Consider the following 19,873-nt stretch of genomic DNA (forward strand, 5'->3'; position numbering starts at 1 on the left):
ATACAGACTACCGAACTAGTTATGTCACCAAAAACTAAAAAATCTGCAAAGAACGAACAAGACAAAAAGCGTCTGGTCTTGCTCGACGCTCATGCGATCTTGCATCGCGGGTATCATGCCCTGCCGGCCTTCTCGACCACGAAAGGTGAGCCCACCGGTGCGCTCTACGGCCTCTCGACCATTCTCGTGAAGCTCATTGGCGATCTTAAGCCGGATTATATTGTCGCCTGTTACGATCTTCCCGAGCCAACTCATCGCCACGAAGCATACGATGCTTACAAGCAGGGACGAAAAGCGACTGACGAAGAGCTCATCTCGCAGATCATCAATTCGCGCGAGATATTTGCGGCGTTCGGTATTCCGATGTACGAGGCGCCGGGTTTTGAGGCAGATGATCTGCTTGGTACAGCCGTTGAGCAATTCAAGGAGAGAGATGACATTGATATTGTGATCGCGTCCGGAGATATGGATACCATGCAGCTTGTCGATGATAAGCGGGTGCAGGTGTATACGATGAAAAAAGGGATTCAGGACACCGTAATGTACGACGAAGATGCGGTGAAGGCGCGGTTCGGGTTTGGCCCAAAGCTTCTGCCTGACTACAAAGGTTTGGCCGGTGACCCTTCCGACAATATCCCCGGCGTTGCCGGCATAGGAGAGAAAACGGCAACACTGTTGATACAGGCGTTCGGAAGCATTGAAAAGATCTATAAAACGCTTAAGAAAAGCCCCGAGAAATTCGAAGAGGCGGGGATAAAGAAGCGAGTGGTTACGTTACTAGAGGAAAACAAAGACGAGGCAGAGTTTTCGAAAATGTTGGCCACGATCCGGCTTGACGCACCGGTCGAATTCACGCTTTCCGACCGCGAATGGCGTGACGGTATTGATTTTGAAAAGACCCGGGAGGTTTTCCAGCGTTTTGAGTTTCGTAATCTCGAGCAACGTCTGCGGGAGGTGATCGCAACCGAAGACGAGCGGACAAAGATGGAGGAAGAAAAAGAGCAGCGTGCTCAGGTGCAGAAGAGCGACATCAACCAGGACGAGCTTGCCGAGACCGCTATTGCGCTGTGGCTTGTAAACTCAAGTACCACCTCGCCTACACTCGAGGATGTACTTGCGTACGCGAATGCGACAGCGTTTGCAGAGGCGCGGGAGGTGATATTCCAAAAGCTTAAGGAGAACGAACTCGAAAACGTGTTTTATCAGATCGAGAAGCCGATCATTCCCATTGTGGCAAAAATGAGAGAGCGCGGCATAGTGATCGATCGCACATATCTCGCTGGCTTATCAGAGAAGTATCACATAGAACTCGATCGGATCGAGAAAAAGATTCACACTCTGGCCGGCCGGGAGTTTAATATCAATTCACCAAAGCAGCTCGGCGAGGTGTTGTTCGACGAGCTGAGTCTCGCGCCTAAAAATCATCGTAAAACTTCCACCGGTGCTCGCTCGACAGCTGAGTCAGAGCTTAGAAAACTCGAAGGCGAGCACGAGATCATCGATTGTATTCTCCAGCACCGCGAACTTTCTAAACTTTTAGGGACGTATATTGATGCAATTCCCGACGGTCTTGATACACATGATAGGCTTCATGCTGAATTTCTTCAGGCCGGCACAACCACCGGTCGGATGTCCTCGCAGAATCCGAACTTGCAGAATATACCGATCCGGACCGAGCTTGGTCGGAATATTCGCAATGCGTTCGTGGCAAGCGAGGGATATGTTCTCGCCGCACTTGATTACTCGCAGATCGAACTTCGAGTATCTGCGTTTCTTTCGGGCGATGCTAAATTAATTAAAGCGTTCAAGGATCGTGAGGATATTCACACGGCTGTTGCGGCGGAAGTGTTCGAGGTTCCTGTTGAGGAGGTTGATAAGGAAATGCGTCGGAAGGCCAAGGTGATCAACTTCGGGATCATTTACGGCATGGGCGTAAATGCCCTGAAGACCAATCTCGGTACTGACCGCAAAGAAGCCCAGCAGTTTTACAATCGCTACTTTGAGAAGTTCAGTGGATTGGCAAAATATCTGGAGCACTTAAAAGATGAGGCGCACCAGCAGGGCTACAGCGAAACGCTCTTTGGCCGTCGTCGTTATTTTGAAGGTCTTGATTCACGTCTTCCGCAAGTGCGGGCCGGTGCGGAGCGCATGGCGATCAATGCGCCGATCCAGGGAACCGCTGCTGATATTCTCAAGATCGCTATGAAACGTGTTGACGAAAAATTGTGTGAACGCGCTGACGACAAGCAGACGTATCTTTTGCTTCAGGTACACGATGAGCTCGTCTACGAGGTGCCGGAAGGTTTGGTCGACCAGATAGTACCACTGATCGAGGAAGCAATGGAATCGGTCCTGAGTGAAGAAGAGACAAAAGGTGTTCCTTTAGCAGCCGAGGCAGAAGTTGGTAAGAATTGGGGTGAGATGAAGTCGATCGAAAACGAAGGATAAGAACATATGCTTTACATTCTCTACGGTTCAGATTTTCAAAAGCGAAATACCAAGCTTAACCAGCTCTTGTTAGGTTTGGAGAAAAAACGCCCGAACGCGGAGCTTTTTAAACTCGACGAGATGGATATTAGCCCGGTACGACTCGAGGAGTTGGCCGGTTCACAGGGGTTATTTGATAGCAAATACATTGTTCAGATCGATCAGGTGATGGATATAGCTGATGCGCGTGAGACGGTTCTCGAGAGCGCGAAGTCCCTCGGTGAGTCAGAAAATGTTTTTATTATTGTGGAGAACGAACTTTCAAAAGCGGTTCTTAAAAGGCTTGAGAAACACGCTGAACGGGTCGAAGAGTTTTCTAAAAAGAAGGAAGGGAAAAAAGAGTTTAATACCTTTGCGCTCGCTGATGCACTCGGCAAGCGAGATCGCAAAGCGCTCTGGGTGGAGTATCAGAAGAATTGTCGGGAGCTCAAGGCACCAGAGGAAATACACGGTGTTTTGTTCTGGCAGCTTAAGTCAATCGCTATCGCACAGCAAACAAATTCAGCTGAAGAGGCAGGAATGAAAGCGTTTCCGTATTCCAAAGCAAAGGGGTTTGGGAAGAACTATACTGACAAAGAGTTGTACGATCTCCTCGGTGATCTTGTTGAGCGCTACCATCTGGCTCGCCGAGGAGAAGGTGATATGTCGACACAGTTGGAGCAGTTTGTGCTTACCGTGTAAGGGGTTTACAGAAACATTTCATGTCCGCCCGGTAGCCTGCCTGCCGGAAGGCAGGGAATCGCCTCTCCCTTCGGTCGAAATGCGCTAAAAACATAGTCGCAAGCCTGTCTGCCAACAGGCAGGCTCCTTGTTTTTAGGCACCTTCGGTTCGATTCCTTCCCAAGCATACAAAACAAAGGCACGGGAGAAAACCCGTGCCTTTGTTTTGTTGTCCGCCCGGTAGGAATCGAACCTACGACCGTCTCCTTAAAAGGGAGCTGCTCTACCGACTGAGCTACGGGCGGAAGTGAGGACGATCAGAAATATATCATATATATTTATGTTTCGTCCGAATGCACCGCCCGAAAGATTTTCTTACGGGCGGGAATGAGCGGTATCGCGCGAGAGCTAGCTCTCGCATGATCCGCGATTGACCGTTCGCAAGCTTTGCTTACGGGCGGGTAATTTGCGGCAAGAGTATTATTGCTCTTGCGTTGATTTCAATTTATAGCATAGAATAGAGAGCGTTTCAATTATGGCCACTTATTTATTACTCCACAACATTCGCTCCACCTACAATGTCGGTTCTATTTTTCGGACAGCTGATGCTGCCGGTGTTGAGAAAATATTTCTGACCGGCTACACGCCAACACCGACCGATCGACACGGACGGACGCGAAGCGACATTTCCAAGACCGCATTAGGCGCCGAAGGTTCTGTTGCGTGGGAGTATCATGCTCAGCCCGGGCCACTCGTAAAGGAACTAAAAGATCAAAGCGTTCGGGTGGTGGGTGTTGAGCAGGATGAGCGGTCAATTCCGCTTACGAAATATTCATCTCAGAAAAAAGAATTGCAAGATATTTGCTGGATCTTAGGAAACGAAGTGCGGGGCATATCTTCTCAGTTGCGCCGTCAGTGCGATGAGCTCGTCGAGATACCGATGTGCGGAAAGAAAGAATCACTCAATGTTTCAGTTGCTGCCGGTATTGTACTTTTTTGTTGATAGTTACTCGTCTTGTTCGCGATGTTTAAAAAGCCACTTTACTGCAGGTCGGCCAACAAAATAGATGCCAAGGGTGACGGCCAGTAATGCAGTAAGCGCGATCTGGAGGCCAAATGCTGTATCTTCTAGCGTTGCAAGACCGGCACCCAAAACAAGACCGATCACCGTAAGCAGTAGAATCCAGACAATGTTGCTTAGTAGTACAACAAGGGCGTATTGCCAAAGCGGAACTCGGTATATTCCGGCCAGGAGCTGAAAGACCATTCGGGTGCCGAATAAGAATTTTGAATAAAATAACACGCGGAGTTTATGTTGTCTAAAGAACTCATCAAACGGTTTTGCTCGGTCGAGTCTAGACCGTACGTATCGATAGTGCGCTAATCGCTCTTTCGGAATAAGGAGACCGAGCGTATACCAAAAAGTGTCGGCGAGCAGGGCTCCGCATAGTGTAAATATAAGCACAAGCTCTAGATCCAGGCGCCCGGTATAGCCAAGATAAATACCCGGAAGCACGAAAGCCTCGCCTAAAAAAATAACTCCTATAGTGTAGGCGAAATAAAAGTAGACGATTGCTGGAAATGAGAACATTATAAAAATGATCAAGACCTAAAGACCGCCATCTGCATTATCTGCTTGCTCGGGAGAAAGATAGTTTGCGTTTGGTGAACCAGTACACACCGGCATAGGAAAGGAGGGTGACAATAAGTGTTGCTGTGGCGGCGATGCCGGCACCGGTCATAACATCTTTAAGTACGTCAATGCTGGCGCCTAGGATGACACCGAACACGGTGGCCACACCAAACCACACGAGTGTGGCAGAGGTGCTCGCGAGGATGTAATGGCGATATGGTACATGGTTCATTCCGGCGAGCACCTGAAAGAAGATGCCGGTACCAAATAAAAACTTAGAAAGAAAGATCATTCGCAGCTTATGTTTGTCGTAAAAAGGTTTAAGCTTTTCTGCTCGTGCTGTTTCTCGTTGGATGAGTCGGTAGCGCATCAGACGCTGCTTTGGAAAGCGGCGACCTATACAGTACCAAAATGTATCTGAGAAAAGTGATCCAAGCAGAGCTACACCAAGAACGCTTAGAAGAGCAATGCCGCTCATATAGCCGAGATAAACAGCAGGGATAAGCGTGATCTCACCGGCAGAGATCATGCCAACAAAGAGAGCGACAAAAAAATATTTAGTTATCCAGGTGGGGAGCATAAGGATATTCTTAGCATTTTATTAGGTGTTGGCGGTTTTTTGGCAAACAGGACAAAAATGCGCGCTTCTGCCACCAACAACAATTCTCTTTATTATACCAGAACATCCGCGACGTGAGCAGGGGGCGTCTTTTTTTCGATAAACTTGGTGAAAATTCTGATATTGGCCTTTTTCTCCGTAAATATTACGGTAATCTGAATCGGAATCCCCACCTGTCTCAATGGCGCGGGCCATTACTTTTTTGAGTGACTGGTGGAGCTTTGTTAACTGTAGGTCACTGAGTTTCTGAACATCGGTTTCCGGATGTATGCTACTCATCCAGAGTGCTTCGTCGGAGTAGATGTTTCCCACCCCGGCAAGGACCGACTGATCCATTAGAACTGTTTTGATCCGCCCGCTTTGTTTCCGGCGGATCCGATCACGGAATGTTTTCGGGGATAGGTCGAACGGGTCAGGGCCAAGAGCTGAAATGTCACTGACGGTGTCTATAGTAGAAGTAGGAAGAAGTGTTATTTTTGCAAATTTACGCACATCAGAGAGAACAAGGTGCTTGTCGTTGGAAAGAGAAAAGACAAGATGGATAAACCGATTATATGGATCCCAGAGCGGGGAGTCTTTTTCTGCGACCGGAACCCACTTCTCGCCACGCCAGTTTTCAGGAACTCGTTTTGCACTCTGTAGATCTTTGGTTTTTGTATACCTGCCGTACATTACATGCCCTGTCATCTTCATATGGATCAGTATCGTGCGGTCGTTCGTGAGCTCGATCAATATATTCTTTCCGCGGCGCGTGGCATTGGTGATAGCTGCGCCGATGACGGCACGTTTGAATGTGCGGTAAAAACGCTCGCTTTTGAGGGTGTCGGTTCGATGGGTTGCGTCGACATGAATATCCGACCAGACGTCAGTGATCGTTGTTCCAACTAATTCCTTTCGAATCTGCGTAGTAGTTGTATGCACCTCGGGGAGTTCAGGCATATGAGCAGTATCTAGATTGAGTATGTGGTAATTAGTACTCTAGTTTAGTGTTGATTAAAAGCGTAACATCCAGCAGGTGTTATACAGCAACATATATTACCTACCTCTCAACTTTGCAAGTTCTTCTCGCGCTACTTCAGCATCACTCCACGGAGTTTTTGTGTTATTTGCTTCCATGATGTACGGGTCGGTACCTTTGCCGGTGATGAGAACAACAATGTTTTTGTTTTGCTCACCCTCTGTAGCTTTTGTGAGGGAGGAAGCTTTTTGCAGGGCTGTATGAATAGCCTCTCGTCGATCCATAATGATCGCACACGGTTTTTTGGTGATGCTTGTTTTCATTTCCTCAACGATCGATCGAGGGTCTTCATCGTACGGGTCTTCGTTCGTGAGGATGATCTCATCGCAATGAGTATCAGCGATCGTACCCATACTTTTTCGTTTCCAGGTGTCGCGTCCGCCGCCGGCGTTGCCAAGCACGCATACTTTTTTTGTTTTAGGAAATGTTTCGTAGAGTTGTTTGAGTGAGTCAGGGGTGTGGGCGTAGTCTATAAAAACACGAAAATCTTGTCCCTCGGTGATCTCCTCTACTCTGCCCGGTGTCCCGGTATAGGTCTCGATAGCTCGTTTAGCTGTTTCTACCGGTATGCCAAAGGTACGCAGACAGGTGAGAGCCGCGAGAATATTGGAGAGATTGAAGGCGCCGAGCAAAGGTGAAACCATAGATGTTTCTTCAAAGATAAATTCGAGACCGTTTTCACTGGTTGAGTATGGCTGTGCGTCTGCAAGCGAGAAAAGAACCGGTGAGCAACTGGAGCCCGCTGCGGTTACGAACTTGCTGTGTTCAGGGTCATCTGCGTTAGCAACTATATACTTAGGGGTTTTTGGTGAGCGCGCGAGCCCGCGGGCTATATCAAGTTTTGCTTCTCGGTACTGCTCAAAAGAGCCGTGCGATTCGATGTGCTCAGGGTGAAGGTTGGTGAAGATGAGTGCATCGAGTTCAATAAAACGGTGGCGGAACTGCTTGGCTCCTTCGGAGGTTAATTCAATAACTGCATAGGTACAACCGGTGTTTACCGCTTGACGCATGGTCCGCTGAAGAAAGAATCGTCCCCGAACTGATGTTTTAAAGAGGTTCCGCTCTGATCGTTCGGCAACCTTTATGCGAACTGTATTTGTGAGGACGGTCGGATGGCCGTTTTCTTCTAGGATAGCGTTAAGTAATTCTGTAGTAGTTGTCTTCCCTTTGGTTCCGGTTACAGCAATGACAGTGAGGTGTTTTGATGGGTTACGGTAAACAAGGTATCCCAAAAAAGCTAGTGAGAAATGATACGCCGGCTGGAAAAAATGAAACACACTCTTCGGGATCAGTTTTTTTATGGAGAATAAAATGTCATCGAGTTGCATACGAGAAATGTTAGGCGCCCATGTTTTTAAGCGCTTCCTTAATACGCTCACCGGTGTCGGTAATGTCAGTTGGAAGGTTGCGTACAGCGTCGCGCGCCTCAGAGGCAGAGTAGCCTAATGAGGTAAGTGCTTCAAAGGTTTCACTATCGGTATCGCGGTACGTACCCGCTTCTTCGTCGACTGCTTCGAGCTTGCCACGCAATTCCAGCACGATCTTTTCAGCATTTTTTTTGCCAATGCCGGATACCTTTACGAGGTGGGAGGTGTCGCCGGCTGCGACGGCGTTCTTTAGGGCATTAGCATCGGCAACGTTAAGAATACCCAGAGCGCTTTTAGGACCGATACCGGAGACAGTGAGGAGGAGTTCAAAGAGCTGCACGTTCTCTTCGCTGGTAAATCCATAAAGATCGAGTGAGTTCTCTCGTACTGCTAGATGCGTCCAGAGCGTGATGTGCTCACTATGAGCGGTGTTGAGCGCAATGTCACTCGGGCAGTATACAACATAGCCAACACCGCCCGTGTCAATAACGAGTGAATTAGCGTTTTGAGATATGACAGTGCCGGTGAGTACGCGGATCATGGCTTTATCATAACTTGTGAAGAGCGAAACTGGAAGCGCGCGCAAAAACAGTTCGTTGACAGTTATTAGTGTTTTACGTATAACAATTATGGATAGTACATGCATGATATTCATTTCCTTCTAGATAAGGAGAGTCGCGTGACTACATCTTTGAATGGCGATAAGTTTTCGAAGTCGGTAGAAGCTCAGCTTCGGAGACTCGGTTTCAGGGCTGACGAACAGTGCGGCCGTCGGTACTGGGTGCGTGAGAAGAAAGACATATGGGACATATGGGTGTTCCGTAAAGCCGGCGTGTTCATTGTTCGACGACGACGGCGTCCGTGGATGAGGCGCTCCGGTCAATACAGGTGGCAGACTGCCAAGGAGGAGAAGGCGCTGGACTGGGTCCGCGGCTGGATCAAGGAAGAAACAGACGGAACACTTTCCCGTAAACGGAGTAGATTCTTTGCTCGCCAATGCTTGCCGAGACCCGTCAATCAGGTCTGAAGCCCGTTTCCACACCAGCAAGACGTCGAGGTATCCTCGACGTCTTTTTATTTATATACAAAACCTGCTTGTACACTTCTAGAAGTGTACAAGCTTTTCCTTCCTGGAAAACGCCGTTCGGATTCTCACACGTCTGTTTCGGAGGGTGCAGAGAGGTCCTTTATGCTATGAGTAATCAGTAGCGATCTCTCTCGGACATGTTGCCTTTTTTGATCAGGTGATGTAGGATACTCGCGTATGCCAAATCTACAGGCAAGTAAAAAATCACTTCGAGCTGATCGGAAAAAAACCGTATTTAATCAGCGAAAGAAAGTTTTAATGAAAAAAGCGATCAAAAAAGTTCGCGACCTTACTATTGCCGGTGATGTGAAGGAGGCGCAGGAGAATCTGCCGGCTGCCTACGAGGCGATCGACAAGGCCTTGAAGCGAAAGGTTATTAAGAAAAACACTGCCGCACGCAAGAAATCAAGACTGGTAGGTGCGATCAAGCGGGTGCAGGAGTAAGTTAACCTTTATACAAAGATCAATAAAAATAAGACACCGTTCGGTGTCTTATTTTTTATTAAATTTGGTGTACTTAATTTTCTGATGCCCCGCTGGCTGGCGGAGAACTAGAAAAAGAAGTGCTCCCGGCAGGAATCGGCCCCGCGAGTTCTAAGTATTTTGCTTCGCTCAAACAAATAAGGCTTCTTGTGTTTTCTTCGAAAACATCCGCGAAGCGAATGTGTGCTTTTTTGGATACGGAACGTTACACTTGCAAAAAACACACATTCGCCTGGCCGGCGCCTCACATCGCTACGCGATATGTTCCGGCGCTTCGATTCCTGACGAAAGTGCAGAAATGCACTTTCTCCGGAAACACAAATTAAAAAAACCAGGTAAAACCTGATTTTTTAATTTGTGCTCCCGGCAGGAATCGAACCTACATTACGAGCTCCGCAAGCCCGCGTTCTATCCGTTGAACTACGGGAGCAAATGAGGGGTATCGCGCAAAAGCATACTCTCTGGCAAGTGAGGGATACGAGAAAACTCGTTTTCATCGTATCACGAACGAAGTCAGAGAAAGCTATGCGACTTTGTTTTCTTTTGAACAGCTTTGCTTACGGGAGCAAGGCTTGCGTCAACGCGATAAACTGTATCCTGAAACGAATGCGCTGTAAAGCAGGGCTTTGCTGTTAGAACAACTAAAAGCCCATCCACTCCATGATTTTTTGCGAAAGTGGTTCAAACAACTCTTCCTCATCCACAAAATCAAGCATGTAGTCGGTAACATCTTCCGGATCCACCTCTTCTTCATTGATCGGAATAACAATGAGTGGCATGAGTATCTTATGAGATTTAGCCAGTAGTTTTGGTCCTTCCTGGCTCTCTTCATCGTTTTCTACCCAAAATGATTCAAGAGTGTTAAATGGATATAGTTTTTTGTTGATTACTACGCCTCGACTCGTGATAGCAATATTCATTTCCGCAGGACCGTTGAGCGACTGGATCATCAACGCAATTGCGGCTATAACGATCAGGATTGCAAACAAAAAGTTTCCGAAAATAATAGATGCCATCGCAATAGAAAGAGCAATAAGTCCAACTGCCCAGTACCAATCAGCTGTTTTGTTTAGATGCTCATGCTCTAGCGTTGACCACTCAAGTTTTTCAGGAAGGTCAGGGTGCGAGTGCACCAAGGTATGAGTTGACTGAGGTGATCGTGCCATAGATAGATATTATTATATCACACACACGCATGCAGCAATCAACGTTTTCGATACCGTTTCTTAGATGAATATAGATATTACAAAACCTAATTATTGTGGCGAGTGCTTCTCTTTGGTAAGATGGCGTAGATGGAGAATATTAATGATTCGACGCTTGTAACACTGCTTGCTATTGTTGTGGTTACCTTGCCGTTTAAAGGAACAGCATTATGGATGGCGGCACGTCGATCACACATGAGGTGGTTTATCGTGCTGTTGATCGTTAACAGCCTTGCTATTCTCGAAATCATCTATATATTCTTTATTGCGAAGCAGTACACTGTTGAAGTGGAAGAAACGAATGCTGATTCGAGACACTCGTCGTCAGACATTGAAAAATAACATACGGAGGGCTGCGCCGAATGGCTAAGGCACCGGTCTTGAAAACCGGCGGGTTCACGCCCTTGTGGGTTCGAGTCCCACGCCCTCCGCACCGAGATTATTTATGAGTTTGCTCACTTGCTACTGCATACCGAATACGAGATACTGAATACTGTATGAAATATCTCGGTATCGACTTCGGCACAAAGAAAGTTGGTCTTGCTCTCTCAGACGAGTCAGGAACATTTGCGAATCCATTGAAAGTGATCCCGAATAATGATGATCTCGTTAATGAGATCAAACGATTATGCGCAGAGCACGAGGTTTCGGTGATCGTGCTTGGTTTATCAACAAATTTTAAAGGAGAGGATAACCCGGTAATGAAAGAAGCGCGTCAGGTGAAGGAGGTGCTTGAACGAGATGAAGCAGTCAAGGTAGAACTTGAACCGGAATTTCTTACTACTGCACACGCCGCGCGCACCGAAGAAAACAAAGCCACGCTCGACGCTTCTGCAGCAGCGTTGATACTCCAGAGTTTTCTTGATCGCCACAAGGAATAGGTTTTTCTTGTGCGCATAAGCAGGTTTTGAAACGCACGCACCTGCGTTATAATACCTCTATGACAAGCAACGAGTTCCTGCACTTTTTTCCAGCACCAACATTTCTTCAGATGCCGACTGCCGGGCTTGATATTGCTGATGGAGAAATACGTTTCATTGAGCTTCGCGAAGACCGCGGAGTTCTTGGGCTTCAAAATTACGGGATGCAAAAGATAGCTAATGACGTGATCGAAGAAGGCTCTATTGAGAAAAAAGAGGAACTTGTAGCAGCTCTTACAAAAATCCGCGAAGAGAACGGTCTTAAGTTTGTGCGAGTCTCTCTCCCCGAAGAAAAATCATACGTATTTCATACAACAGTTCCGTACGCTGCAAACCCTGATGAAATGCGAGACGCTATTAGCTTCACGATCGAAGAAAACGTTCCTCTGTCAGCGGAAAATGTAGTGTTCGATTACAACGTGATAGGTAGAAAGTCCGTAAAGGTATCGGAAGATGTGGATGTTGCTGTCTCGGCACTCCCGATCAATGTTGTAGAAATGTATATTGATGTAATTCGATCAAGCGGGTTACGCCCGATGTCACTTATGGTTGAGTCGCAAGCTATCGCGCGATCGGTGGTCCCAAAGGAAAATCCAAATTCATTCTTGGTTATAAATATCGATACGGAAACATCGGTGGTATATATCGTAAATAATAATACAGTACACTTCACGTCAGCGTTTCCTACAAAAAATGCAGGTTCAAGTGTTTTAACTTCTAGCACTTCGATCACCCAAGAAGGGGAGCTTGTTGATAATAAGGAAGATTCAATAAGTGAAGAAGATACTTTTTTCTCGAATGCGTCTGAGATACTTGCTGAAGTAAAGCGAGTGTATGATTATTGGCATTCGCGTGGCATCGGGTCACAAAAGGACAACCAAGTGAAAAAATTTCTTATATGTGGAGATCACGCCCTCGATAAACAGTTTCAGAAAAAGCTTGCTGAAACATTTTCGGTTGATGTTGAGACCGCGAATGTCTGGATAAACGCGATGACATTTGACGAGTCTGTACCAGAGATACCTGTTGATGAAGCACTGCGGTATGCTGCCGCGATCGGTTTGGCACTTCCTCAAAATATATGATCAACCTGCTACCAGAGAGTGAGAAAAAACGAGTTCGCCGCGAATATAATGTGCGCCGCATGGTTGTCGTGGTTATTTTTGCGTGTGTGACCGGTGTTATTGTCGGTATTGCGTTGCTGCCATCCTATATGCATGTGCAGGCGCGTAAACAAGCACTTAGCCAAGAACTTGATCATCTGGAAAGATCAACAGACAGTAAAAGATCGCAAGAGTATGCAGAACGTCTTGAACGCGCGAATCAAATGATATCTATTCTGACTCCACACAAAAATTACATTCCGGCCTATGTCCTCATAGAGAATTTAGTTGATAACCTGACGGAAGAGGTAAGATTACGCGGTATGAGTTACGAGCGCAAAATCACAGAAGATGGTGAGCGCAGTATCCTTTTGTCAGTGACCGGTGTTGCTGCGGATCGGGACGCTCTCACCGCGTTAAAACAAGCACTCGAAGAAGTTTCGTATTTCGATGAAGTTGATCTACCGATCTCGAATTTTGCGGAGCGAGAGAATATTGAGTTCTCCATGACCTTAACCGGAACCCTCTAACACATATGTCCTCGAGTATAAAAACATTATCAATATCATGTCTTGTCGTTCTCGTTGTGAGCGGTATTGTGATCGGTTTTTTCTACGAGATACGATCAGTGAACAGTGAAGCGAATGCTATTGCAGAACAGGTGAGGGTTGAGCGTGAGCGTCAGCAACGTTCAGAGTCAGTACAGGAAACACTTGAGAACAACGTTCAAGAGATCAACAGTCTTGGCTCATATATTGTGGGTGCAGATGAAACACCTGATTTCTTGAGCATGGTGGAAGAAGTTGGCACACAAAGCGGGGCCACTATCAGTACAGAATCAGTAGAGACATTGGATGAGGACGAATCAGATCAAGGGGAGCTTTTACAGATGAACGTAGTGATCTCCGGAAGTTGGCAGGAGGTATACCGTTCGGTCGCTCTAATAGAAACATTGCCATTCAAGATCACGGTGACTGCTTTTAATTTTTCTCAGAAAAGCACCGGAGAAGAAGAGGGCCCTGCTATTCAGTGGGAGGCAAAGGTAAAATTAGATGTCGTTAAATTAACTTCAACTCTATAATTATGTTCGCTCGTATTAAAAAACAACTACGCGCAGTGATCCCGCAAGGCAAGGGGCGGGGTACCGGTGCGCACCCAATGTTTCAACCGGAGCATGACTGGCAGATCATGAGCGCTGCGTTTATTGTAGTAAATGTAGTGGTCGCCGTTATTGCGTGGTATATGTACATTCAGGTAGAGTCAGGAACCTTTTTTGCGAGCACTGTTGTGCAGGAAGAGAATAGCAGTGCTCAACTTCAAAAAAATGAACTGACAAATATCATTGAACATTACGAGCAAAAAAAGAGACGTTCCGGTGAATTTCAACGCGAAGCCGAGGTCATAATTGACCCTTCAGAGTAATGGTAGTATGGTTTTGGGGCTTGCTTATTGAGTGAGCAGAATTTGCTCCCGTAAGTAAACTTGCTCTGACAACGCTCGGACGGTACGTAAACGCGTTTCCGACCGCTCCTCGCTTGTCAGAGTAAGCGAAGCTTTCGAAAGCTACATTCGCGGATCATGCAAAAGCAAGCACCACCAGGGCACTTCTTGTTTTCTAATTCACAGCGAAGCTGTTCATAAGAAAACAAAGTCGCATAGCTTTCTCTGACTTCGTTCGTGATACGATGAAAACGAGTTTTCTCGTATCACTCACTTGTCAGAGAGTATGCTTTTGCGTGATGCCGTTCACTTGCTCCCGTAAGCGAAGCTTTCGGGATCTGCGTTCGAAGAAAATAGAAGTAAACTTCAATTTTGCTTCTCACTTGCTCCCGTAGTTCAACGGATAGAACAAGGGGCTTCTATCCCCTCAATGTGGGTTCGATTCCTACCGGGAGCACAATGAAACACACGGATGTTTTTGAAAAAAACATCCGTGTGTTTCGTATTTTGGAGTAGGAATCGAACCGGGAAGGGGTCGGGGAACGGTAGTTCCCCGTGAAGGAAAGGTGGAAAAACCGTGGGTTTTCCAGATGTTCTTTCCTGCCGGGAGCACTACCAGAGTACTTCTTTATTTCTAACTCGCTTCCGCTCATAAGGGCTAAAAGTCGCACAACCAGAGCACCTCTTAAAATATCCCACCGTAACAAACTGTCGGCAAAACCAGTCTTCACTAGCAGGCGTTTCATGTTCCTTCAAATATAAAGGATGCCAAGATGGTGAAGAAGAAGGTAAAAGCGAAAGTCGGCGAGAACAGATCTCCTCAGCTAACGGGTGAACAAATACAGTATATCGAAGAGAGAATAGCCAGTATTGGATCGGCAAAGCGTTCGCTCGATGAGTTGCAGGCGCAAATGGATCAGCAGATCGAAGAGGTTCGCGAGTCGTTCCGATCACGAACACAGCAGAGTGCTACTGTGGTTCAGGAAAAGCTAGATGAGCTCTATCAGTTCTGTGAGGAGAACGCCGAGGCGGTTACTCAGGGCGGACTTCAGCAAAGTGTGAAGGTAAGCAACGGGCAACTTGGTTGGAGATTAGGGAATACCACCGTGGAAGTAATAGAAGCTGAAGATTCGGTGATAGCTCGTATCAAGCAGCGCAGTCTAAGTCGAAAGTTGTTGATACAGACTCCGCGACTGAACAAGATAGCTATCAAAGCTTTTCTGGAAGCCGGTTGCCGCATTAAGGGTGTTGTGCTCAAAACACCTCAGCGGTTCTTCGTAAAGCCCTCTGAGACCGTGGAAGGGGTCTCGAAAGATGTTCAGACACTTCAAAAGCTCTCCGGCAAAAAGTAAGGAGAAAGGCGAAGAAATATAAGCAACCCTTGCGGTTGCTTTTTGTGTGGAGAATCCGGTCATTGCAGCTTTTTAATTTGTGATATACTTCTATCCCAACAACACAAGTGAGTAGATAAAGAGGAAGAGGGTGTAATTCCCCACAGTCGCGCTACTGTAAAGTCAGACCTTCTTTATCGAACTTTTCCAAAGCTCACCGTGACGCGCGTTTCGTCGACTTTCTATATATAAGTCGAATTAACGTGTGCACGAAGTGCACACGTTTTCTGTTAAACAGAAATGGGCGCTGTTGGTTTATCAGTAACTTCACTTATATGAAAATCACTGAAGTTCGGAAACGCAATGGCTCTGTTCAGGTATTTGATAGCAGTAAGATCACCAAGGCAGTTACAAAAGCGTTTGATGCGATTGAGGGTGGCAGCAACGCTGACGCGACAAAGGTGGCAAAAAATGTTGAAAAAAAGGTGGTAGAGATGTGTGAACAGGATGCAAAGCTCCCTGATAGTTCACCGAAGAAAAAATGTAAAGACGGAAAACCTTCAGTAGAGGAGATCCAGGATCTGGTCGAAGAAGCGCTTATGGAAATGGAGTTTTATGATGTCGCTAAGGCGTATATCTTGTACAGGAATAAACGAAAGGAGATGCGTGAGCGAGACCTTTTTCGCAAACGGATCAACCTTAAGCCGTATGAATATCCGGAACTCGTGGAATACGTTGATGCTATACGGCATTCGTACTGGATCCATACCGAATTCAATTACACAAGTGATGTGCACGACTACAAGGTAAATATCACGGACATAGAAAGAAGCGCTCTTAAAAATGCAATGCTGGCCATTGCTCAGATCGAAGTGGCGGTCAAAACGTTCTGGGGAGATCTCTATAAAAAAATGCCAAAGCCGGAGCTTGGCGCGGTCGGGTACACCTTCGCTGAAAGCGAGGTGCGGCATATGAATGCGTATTCTCACCTCCTTGAGATCCTCGGTCTCAATAATGAATTTGAAGACCTCGTTGATGTGCCGGTTATACAAGGCCGGGTTGCGTATCTTGAAAAAGTGGTTGCGCTATCTCGGACCGATGACAACAAAGAATACACACAGGCAATTCTCCTATTCTCTCTCTTCGTTGAACATGTGTCGTTGTTCTCACAGTTTCTGGTAATGATGTCATTCAATAAATACAAGAACCTTTTTAAGGGCATCTCGAATACTGTTGAGGCCACATCGAAAGAAGAACAGATCCACGGACTCTTTGGTATCGACCTTATCAATACGATTCATCGCGAACACCCGGAGTGGTTTGATGATAGAACAAAAGCTCTCATTGAGAATATGACACAGGAAGCATTCAAGGCAGAGGAGGGAATAGTCGATTGGATCTTCGAGGCAGGAGAGCTTGATTTTCTACCGAAAAAGGACGTGAAAGAGTTTATAAAGCAAAGGCTCAATAATTCACTGGTGAGTATTAAAATGAAGCCGCTCTTTGAAGTGGATGAAGAGATCGTTTCGTCTCTCAGCTGGTTCGATGAAGAAGTGATCGGCACAAAGCACGTCGATTTCTTTGCAAAGCGGTCAATTAATTACAACAAACGAAAAAGCAGCATAACGAGCGCTGACCTTTTTTAGCATTTTAAAACAGATCTGTATGGAGAAAAAACAAGACTTTTATTGGCTCAATGAAAACAGTATTGCATTCTTGGAGCGGGGGTATTTGCAGGAAGGTCAGAGTGCACAAGAGCGCATCCGAGAGATAGCCGACACCGCTGAACGGTATCTCGGCAAAGAAGGGTTTGCCGACAAGTTCTATGACTATATGGCAAAAGGGTACATCTCTCTCGCGTCTCCTGTGTGGTCGAATTTCGGGATCGACAAAGGGCTTCCGATCAGTTGTTTTGGTTCGTATGTGGGCGACAGTATGGGGAGCATTATGTTTACCCAGTCGGAGGTAGGTATGATGAGTAAATTTGGCGGTGGAACGTCCGGATACTTCGGCGCACTGAGATCTCGCGGATCGAACATAAGTCAGAACGGACACTCTTCCGGCTCAGTTCATTTCATGCAGCTTTTTGACCTGATGGTAGATGTGGTGAGTCAGGGTTCTGTGAGGCGGGGTCATTTTTCTCCATATCTTCCGATCGAACATCCGGATATAGAAGAGTTTCTGCAGATAGCAACAGAGGGAAATCCTATACAGAATTTGAATCACGCGGTAACAGTAAGTGATGAGTGGCTTCAGGCGATGGTCGACGGCGATGAAGAGAAGCGGGCTCTATGGGCAAAGGTAATACAGCGACGAAGCGAGATCGGATACCCATATATCATGTTCTCTGATAACGCCAACAATAATACGGTCGATGTGTACAAGGATAAAGGTCATAAGATCTACGCAAGTAATCTGTGCAGTGAAATAATGCTTCCCTCAAACGAAAAGTGGTCGTTCGTGTGCTGTTTGTCATCATTGAACGTCCTTCACTATGATGACTGGAAAGACACTGATCTGGTAGAGACAATGACGTACTTCCTTGACGCGGTCATCACCGACTTCTGCACGAAATTAGAGGCGATGCGGGATTCTGATAAGAAGGAAAAACAATTGGCCTTTCAGTTCATGGAGAGAGCATATACATTTGCGAAAGAGAATCGAGCTATTGGGATCGGCGTACTTGGATGGCATTCACTGCTCCAGTCACGAATGCTTTCCTTTGAAAGCGACGAGGCGAATCAACTTAATGTTGAGATCTTTAAGTCTATTCGGGAAAAGGCATATACAGCTTCAGAAGCTCTCGCAGAGGACTTGGGAGAGCCTGAAGTGTTAAAGGGATATGGAAGGAGAAACACCACGCTTATGGCTGTGGCCCCAACAACGTCTTCTGCGTTTATTCTCGGACAAGTATCGCAGAGTATCGAACCGGTTTGGTCAAACTGTTATGTCAAAGATGTACAAAAGTTAAAAGTCACCATTAAAAATCCATTTCTCGAAGATCTTTTAGAAGAAAAGGGAAAGAATACTCGTGAAGTTTGGGAAGACATTCGCAATAACGACGGATCGGTTCAGCATTTGGAGTTTCTTACTGAAGAAGAAAGAAAGGTGTTCCGGACTTTTGCGGAATTGGATCAATCTGTAGTAATCGAGCAAGCGGCGGTACGGCAGCAGTACATAGACCAAGGGCAGTCCTTGAACATTGCTGTTTCTCCCGATGTTTCGGCAAAAGATATTAATCAACTGTACATTCAGGCGTGGCGTCAGGGAATTAAGGCGCTTTACTATCAGCATAGTGTAAACGCGGCGCAGGCGTTGAGCCGCAAAAAGATCTGTTTGAATTGCGAGGCCTGATATCTTTGATGGCAGGAGACGGGTGGAGTCACGTAAAAATAGAAACACAAAATGGTACACTGGTGATAATGAGAAAAGAAGATCAGCAAGGTTTTTCCCTTATTGAATTACTCGTTGTCATCGCTATCATCGGCATACTTTCTGCGGTTGTGTTGGCGTCGTTGAGTGTGGCTCGAGATTCTGCCCACTTTGCACGAGCGAAAGCAGAGATGAGAAGTATCCGTGAGGCAATGGAGTTTTACTATAATGAGCACGGTGAGTACCCGGCAGATGCTAATCGGGGCCAGTCACCGGGTCTTGATGAGTACCTTACTTCAGATGGATGGCCGGAAGGACCGTGGCCGGGGAGTGTGTATGACTGGGATGTGTGGGACATAGACGGAGATGGTGATGTTGATACGTATCAGATCAGTGTTCGATTTTGTCCTAGCGACACTTCTCCGCTAGAGGACTGTCGATTTCCTGACGAAGAGTGGGCGGATAACTTTGATCAACAGAGTAGCGTATACTATTGTGTTGACGGTTCGTGCCAAGCTCATGTAGGTGAAGACGCTGATCACCCTGGATATTGCGTGAATTGCTAAAGCCTCTCTGTGCGAGTGTCCGTATAGCTAAAATAAACACTAAAGACCCGGTCTTTAGTGTTTATTTGGTACTTTTTTGCACAAACCTAATCACAAGAACAGGATGTGGAAGTTTTGTTTTGTGGGGTGGGGCTTCCGGTAGGGGCTCGGTCACACATAAATTTCCTGACGGAAATTTTGCGCGTTCCGTTATCACCGGTCTCGCACAGCTCGACATCGGTGATTTCGCTTCGCGAACCTCCTGAAACATAAAGCAGTTTATGTTTCAGCCCCTCTCGTGGTTTTTGCCTTGCTTCGCAAACAAATCTTCTTGTGTTTTCTTCGAAAACATCCGCGAAGCGAATGTGTGCTTTTTTGGAGATGGAGCGCTTCGCTAGCAAGAAACACACATTCGGCTGCGCCTTTCTCGTCCCTACGCAGGCAAAGCAGTTTGCCTGCTCAACGCCCACAAAGCAAAAATCTGCACGAATAATTCGCACAGATTTTTGCTTTGTGGGCGTTGAGGGACTCAAATCTTACAGATTCTGTACAGGTTTTCACTATTTTGTTTCGTTCCTCACAAAATAGTTGAAGAACCTTTTC

The 19,873-nt window shown here is 46.5% G+C and carries 21 protein-coding genes and 4 tRNA genes; 17 read left to right on the forward strand and 8 right to left on the reverse strand.

Annotation, left to right across the window (positions count from 1 at the left end):
- Window positions 1-21 precede the first annotated feature (21 nt).
- Complete coding sequence (locus tag WD312_00750) at window positions 22-2,448, forward strand: DNA polymerase (GenBank protein ID MEX2563636.1); 2,427 nt, start codon at window positions 22-24, stop codon at window positions 2,446-2,448.
- Window positions 2,449-2,454: 6 nt separating this feature from the next.
- A complete protein-coding gene (locus WD312_00755) occupies window positions 2,455-3,168 on the forward strand; it encodes a hypothetical protein (protein MEX2563637.1) in 714 nt (237 codons plus the stop codon).
- Between the two features lie 211 nt (window positions 3,169-3,379).
- Here the strand turns inward: WD312_00755 and WD312_00760 are convergent.
- Window positions 3,380-3,452, reverse strand: a tRNA-Lys gene (locus WD312_00760).
- 230 nt (window positions 3,453-3,682) lie between these two features.
- Between WD312_00760 and WD312_00765 the strand changes: the two genes are divergently transcribed.
- Window positions 3,683-4,150, forward strand: coding sequence for an RNA methyltransferase (locus tag WD312_00765; GenBank protein MEX2563638.1), 468 nt, complete (start codon window positions 3,683-3,685; stop codon window positions 4,148-4,150).
- Window positions 4,151-4,153: 3 nt separating this feature from the next.
- Here the strand turns inward: WD312_00765 and WD312_00770 are convergent, their stop codons facing one another.
- The 5 genes from WD312_00770 to ruvA form a co-directional block, all read right to left on the reverse strand.
- Window positions 4,154-4,738, reverse strand: coding sequence for a VTT domain-containing protein (locus WD312_00770; GenBank protein ID MEX2563639.1), 585 nt, complete (start codon window positions 4,736-4,738; stop codon window positions 4,154-4,156).
- 37 nt (window positions 4,739-4,775) lie between these two features.
- Window positions 4,776-5,360: a VTT domain-containing protein gene (locus WD312_00775; GenBank protein MEX2563640.1), complete on the reverse strand. Its 585-nt coding sequence runs from the start codon at window positions 5,358-5,360 to the stop codon at window positions 4,776-4,778.
- Window positions 5,361-5,381: 21 nt separating this feature from the next.
- Window positions 5,382-6,338: a bifunctional DNA-formamidopyrimidine glycosylase/DNA-(apurinic or apyrimidinic site) lyase gene (mutM, locus tag WD312_00780; GenBank protein MEX2563641.1), complete on the reverse strand. Its 957-nt coding sequence runs from the start codon at window positions 6,336-6,338 to the stop codon at window positions 5,382-5,384.
- A gap of 96 nt (window positions 6,339-6,434) precedes the next feature.
- Window positions 6,435-7,745, reverse strand: a complete 1,311-nt coding sequence (murE, locus tag WD312_00785) for a UDP-N-acetylmuramyl-tripeptide synthetase (protein ID MEX2563642.1) — start codon at window positions 7,743-7,745, stop codon at window positions 6,435-6,437.
- 10 nt (window positions 7,746-7,755) lie between these two features.
- Window positions 7,756-8,439, reverse strand: a complete 684-nt coding sequence (ruvA, locus tag WD312_00790; GenBank protein ID MEX2563643.1) for a Holliday junction branch migration protein RuvA — start codon at window positions 8,437-8,439, stop codon at window positions 7,756-7,758.
- Between ruvA and WD312_00795 the strand changes: the two genes are divergently transcribed.
- Entirely contained in the window at window positions 8,425-8,811 is a 387-nt protein-coding gene (locus tag WD312_00795) for a hypothetical protein (GenBank protein ID MEX2563644.1), read from the forward strand. The two genes, ruvA and WD312_00795, sit on opposite strands and share 15 nt — an antisense overlap.
- A 237-nt stretch (window positions 8,812-9,048) precedes the next feature.
- The gene (gene rpsT / locus WD312_00800; protein MEX2563645.1) at window positions 9,049-9,315 is read left to right on the forward strand and encodes a 30S ribosomal protein S20; all 267 of its coding nucleotides are present in this window, start codon (window positions 9,049-9,051) and stop codon (window positions 9,313-9,315) included.
- 397 nt (window positions 9,316-9,712) lie between these two features.
- Here rpsT and WD312_00805 read toward each other — a convergent pair.
- Together WD312_00805 and WD312_00810 are read right to left on the reverse strand one after the other, a co-directional pair.
- Window positions 9,713-9,784, reverse strand: a tRNA-Arg gene (locus tag WD312_00805).
- A 211-nt stretch (window positions 9,785-9,995) separates the two neighbouring features.
- The gene (locus WD312_00810; protein ID MEX2563646.1) at window positions 9,996-10,520 is read right to left on the reverse strand and encodes a hypothetical protein; all 525 of its coding nucleotides are present in this window, start codon (window positions 10,518-10,520) and stop codon (window positions 9,996-9,998) included.
- 129 nt (window positions 10,521-10,649) lie between these two features.
- Between WD312_00810 and WD312_00815 the strand changes: the two genes are divergently transcribed.
- From WD312_00815 to WD312_00870, 12 genes are all read left to right on the forward strand, one after another.
- Window positions 10,650-10,901: a DUF5652 family protein gene (locus WD312_00815; protein MEX2563647.1), complete on the forward strand. Its 252-nt coding sequence runs from the start codon at window positions 10,650-10,652 to the stop codon at window positions 10,899-10,901.
- Window positions 10,902-10,906: 5 nt separating this feature from the next.
- A tRNA-Ser gene (locus tag WD312_00820) sits at window positions 10,907-10,990 on the forward strand.
- A gap of 66 nt (window positions 10,991-11,056) precedes the next feature.
- Window positions 11,057-11,440: a Holliday junction resolvase RuvX gene (gene ruvX / locus WD312_00825; protein ID MEX2563648.1), complete on the forward strand. Its 384-nt coding sequence runs from the start codon at window positions 11,057-11,059 to the stop codon at window positions 11,438-11,440.
- A gap of 59 nt (window positions 11,441-11,499) precedes the next feature.
- Entirely contained in the window at window positions 11,500-12,564 is a 1,065-nt protein-coding gene (gene pilM / locus WD312_00830) for a pilus assembly protein PilM (protein ID MEX2563649.1), read from the forward strand.
- A complete protein-coding gene (locus WD312_00835; GenBank protein MEX2563650.1) occupies window positions 12,561-13,112 on the forward strand; it encodes a hypothetical protein in 552 nt (183 codons plus the stop codon). Before pilM ends, WD312_00835 begins: the two co-directional genes overlap by 4 nt.
- A gap of 5 nt (window positions 13,113-13,117) precedes the next feature.
- On the forward strand, window positions 13,118-13,663 hold the full coding sequence (pilO, locus tag WD312_00840) for a type 4a pilus biogenesis protein PilO (protein MEX2563651.1): 546 nt from the start codon (window positions 13,118-13,120) through the stop codon (window positions 13,661-13,663).
- 2 nt (window positions 13,664-13,665) lie between these two features.
- Window positions 13,666-14,004 (forward strand): hypothetical protein, encoded by a 339-nt coding sequence (locus tag WD312_00845; GenBank protein ID MEX2563652.1) that lies wholly within the window; start codon window positions 13,666-13,668, stop codon window positions 14,002-14,004.
- Between the two features lie 403 nt (window positions 14,005-14,407).
- Window positions 14,408-14,479: transfer RNA gene (locus tag WD312_00850), tRNA-Arg, on the forward strand.
- Between the two features lie 316 nt (window positions 14,480-14,795).
- Complete coding sequence (locus WD312_00855) at window positions 14,796-15,374, forward strand: host-nuclease inhibitor Gam family protein (GenBank protein MEX2563653.1); 579 nt, start codon at window positions 14,796-14,798, stop codon at window positions 15,372-15,374.
- Between the two features lie 314 nt (window positions 15,375-15,688).
- A complete protein-coding gene (locus tag WD312_00860; protein ID MEX2563654.1) occupies window positions 15,689-16,999 on the forward strand; it encodes a ribonucleotide-diphosphate reductase subunit beta in 1,311 nt (436 codons plus the stop codon).
- Window positions 17,000-17,018: 19 nt separating this feature from the next.
- Entirely contained in the window at window positions 17,019-18,707 is a 1,689-nt protein-coding gene (locus WD312_00865; protein MEX2563655.1) for a ribonucleoside-diphosphate reductase subunit alpha, read from the forward strand.
- Between the two features lie 68 nt (window positions 18,708-18,775).
- On the forward strand, window positions 18,776-19,291 hold the full coding sequence (locus WD312_00870) for a type II secretion system protein (GenBank protein ID MEX2563656.1): 516 nt from the start codon (window positions 18,776-18,778) through the stop codon (window positions 19,289-19,291).
- The last annotated feature ends 582 nt before the right edge of the window (window positions 19,292-19,873 follow it).

The sequence above is a fragment of the Candidatus Paceibacterota bacterium genome (genome assembly GCA_040905715.1).
In the GTDB taxonomy this organism is placed as follows: domain Bacteria; phylum Patescibacteriota; class Minisyncoccia; order Phycocordibacterales; family CSBR16-193; genus JBBDHZ01.

Excerpts from the sequence above, each read along its gene's own strand:
- WD312_00770 (MEX2563639.1), bottom strand. The coding sequence starts at position 4,738 with ATGTTCTCATTTCCAGCAATCGTCTACTTTTATTTCGCCTACACTATA.
- WD312_00755 (MEX2563637.1), top strand. The coding sequence starts at position 2,455 with ATGCTTTACATTCTCTACGGTTCAGATTTTCAAAAGCGAAATACCAAG.
- WD312_00810 (MEX2563646.1), bottom strand. The coding sequence starts at position 10,520 with ATGGCACGATCACCTCAGTCAACTCATACCTTGGTGCACTCGCACCCT.
- WD312_00835 (MEX2563650.1), top strand. The coding sequence starts at position 12,561 with ATGATCAACCTGCTACCAGAGAGTGAGAAAAAACGAGTTCGCCGCGAA.
- ruvX (MEX2563648.1), top strand. The coding sequence starts at position 11,057 with ATGAAATATCTCGGTATCGACTTCGGCACAAAGAAAGTTGGTCTTGCT.
- WD312_00855 (MEX2563653.1), top strand. The coding sequence starts at position 14,796 with ATGGTGAAGAAGAAGGTAAAAGCGAAAGTCGGCGAGAACAGATCTCCT.
- pilM (MEX2563649.1), top strand. The coding sequence starts at position 11,500 with ATGACAAGCAACGAGTTCCTGCACTTTTTTCCAGCACCAACATTTCTT.
- ruvA (MEX2563643.1), bottom strand. The coding sequence starts at position 8,439 with ATGAATATCATGCATGTACTATCCATAATTGTTATACGTAAAACACTA.
- rpsT (MEX2563645.1), top strand. The coding sequence starts at position 9,049 with ATGCCAAATCTACAGGCAAGTAAAAAATCACTTCGAGCTGATCGGAAA.
- WD312_00765 (MEX2563638.1), top strand. The coding sequence starts at position 3,683 with ATGGCCACTTATTTATTACTCCACAACATTCGCTCCACCTACAATGTC.
- WD312_00865 (MEX2563655.1), top strand. The coding sequence starts at position 17,019 with ATGGAGAAAAAACAAGACTTTTATTGGCTCAATGAAAACAGTATTGCA.
- WD312_00860 (MEX2563654.1), top strand. The coding sequence starts at position 15,689 with ATGAAAATCACTGAAGTTCGGAAACGCAATGGCTCTGTTCAGGTATTT.
- WD312_00815 (MEX2563647.1), top strand. The coding sequence starts at position 10,650 with ATGGAGAATATTAATGATTCGACGCTTGTAACACTGCTTGCTATTGTT.
- WD312_00870 (MEX2563656.1), top strand. The coding sequence starts at position 18,776 with ATGAGAAAAGAAGATCAGCAAGGTTTTTCCCTTATTGAATTACTCGTT.
- pilO (MEX2563651.1), top strand. The coding sequence starts at position 13,118 with ATGTCCTCGAGTATAAAAACATTATCAATATCATGTCTTGTCGTTCTC.
- mutM (MEX2563641.1), bottom strand. The coding sequence starts at position 6,338 with ATGCCTGAACTCCCCGAGGTGCATACAACTACTACGCAGATTCGAAAG.
- WD312_00775 (MEX2563640.1), bottom strand. The coding sequence starts at position 5,360 with ATGCTCCCCACCTGGATAACTAAATATTTTTTTGTCGCTCTCTTTGTT.
- WD312_00845 (MEX2563652.1), top strand. The coding sequence starts at position 13,666 with ATGTTCGCTCGTATTAAAAAACAACTACGCGCAGTGATCCCGCAAGGC.
- WD312_00795 (MEX2563644.1), top strand. The coding sequence starts at position 8,425 with ATGCATGATATTCATTTCCTTCTAGATAAGGAGAGTCGCGTGACTACA.
- murE (MEX2563642.1), bottom strand. The coding sequence starts at position 7,745 with ATGCAACTCGATGACATTTTATTCTCCATAAAAAAACTGATCCCGAAG.
- WD312_00750 (MEX2563636.1), top strand. The coding sequence starts at position 22 with ATGTCACCAAAAACTAAAAAATCTGCAAAGAACGAACAAGACAAAAAG.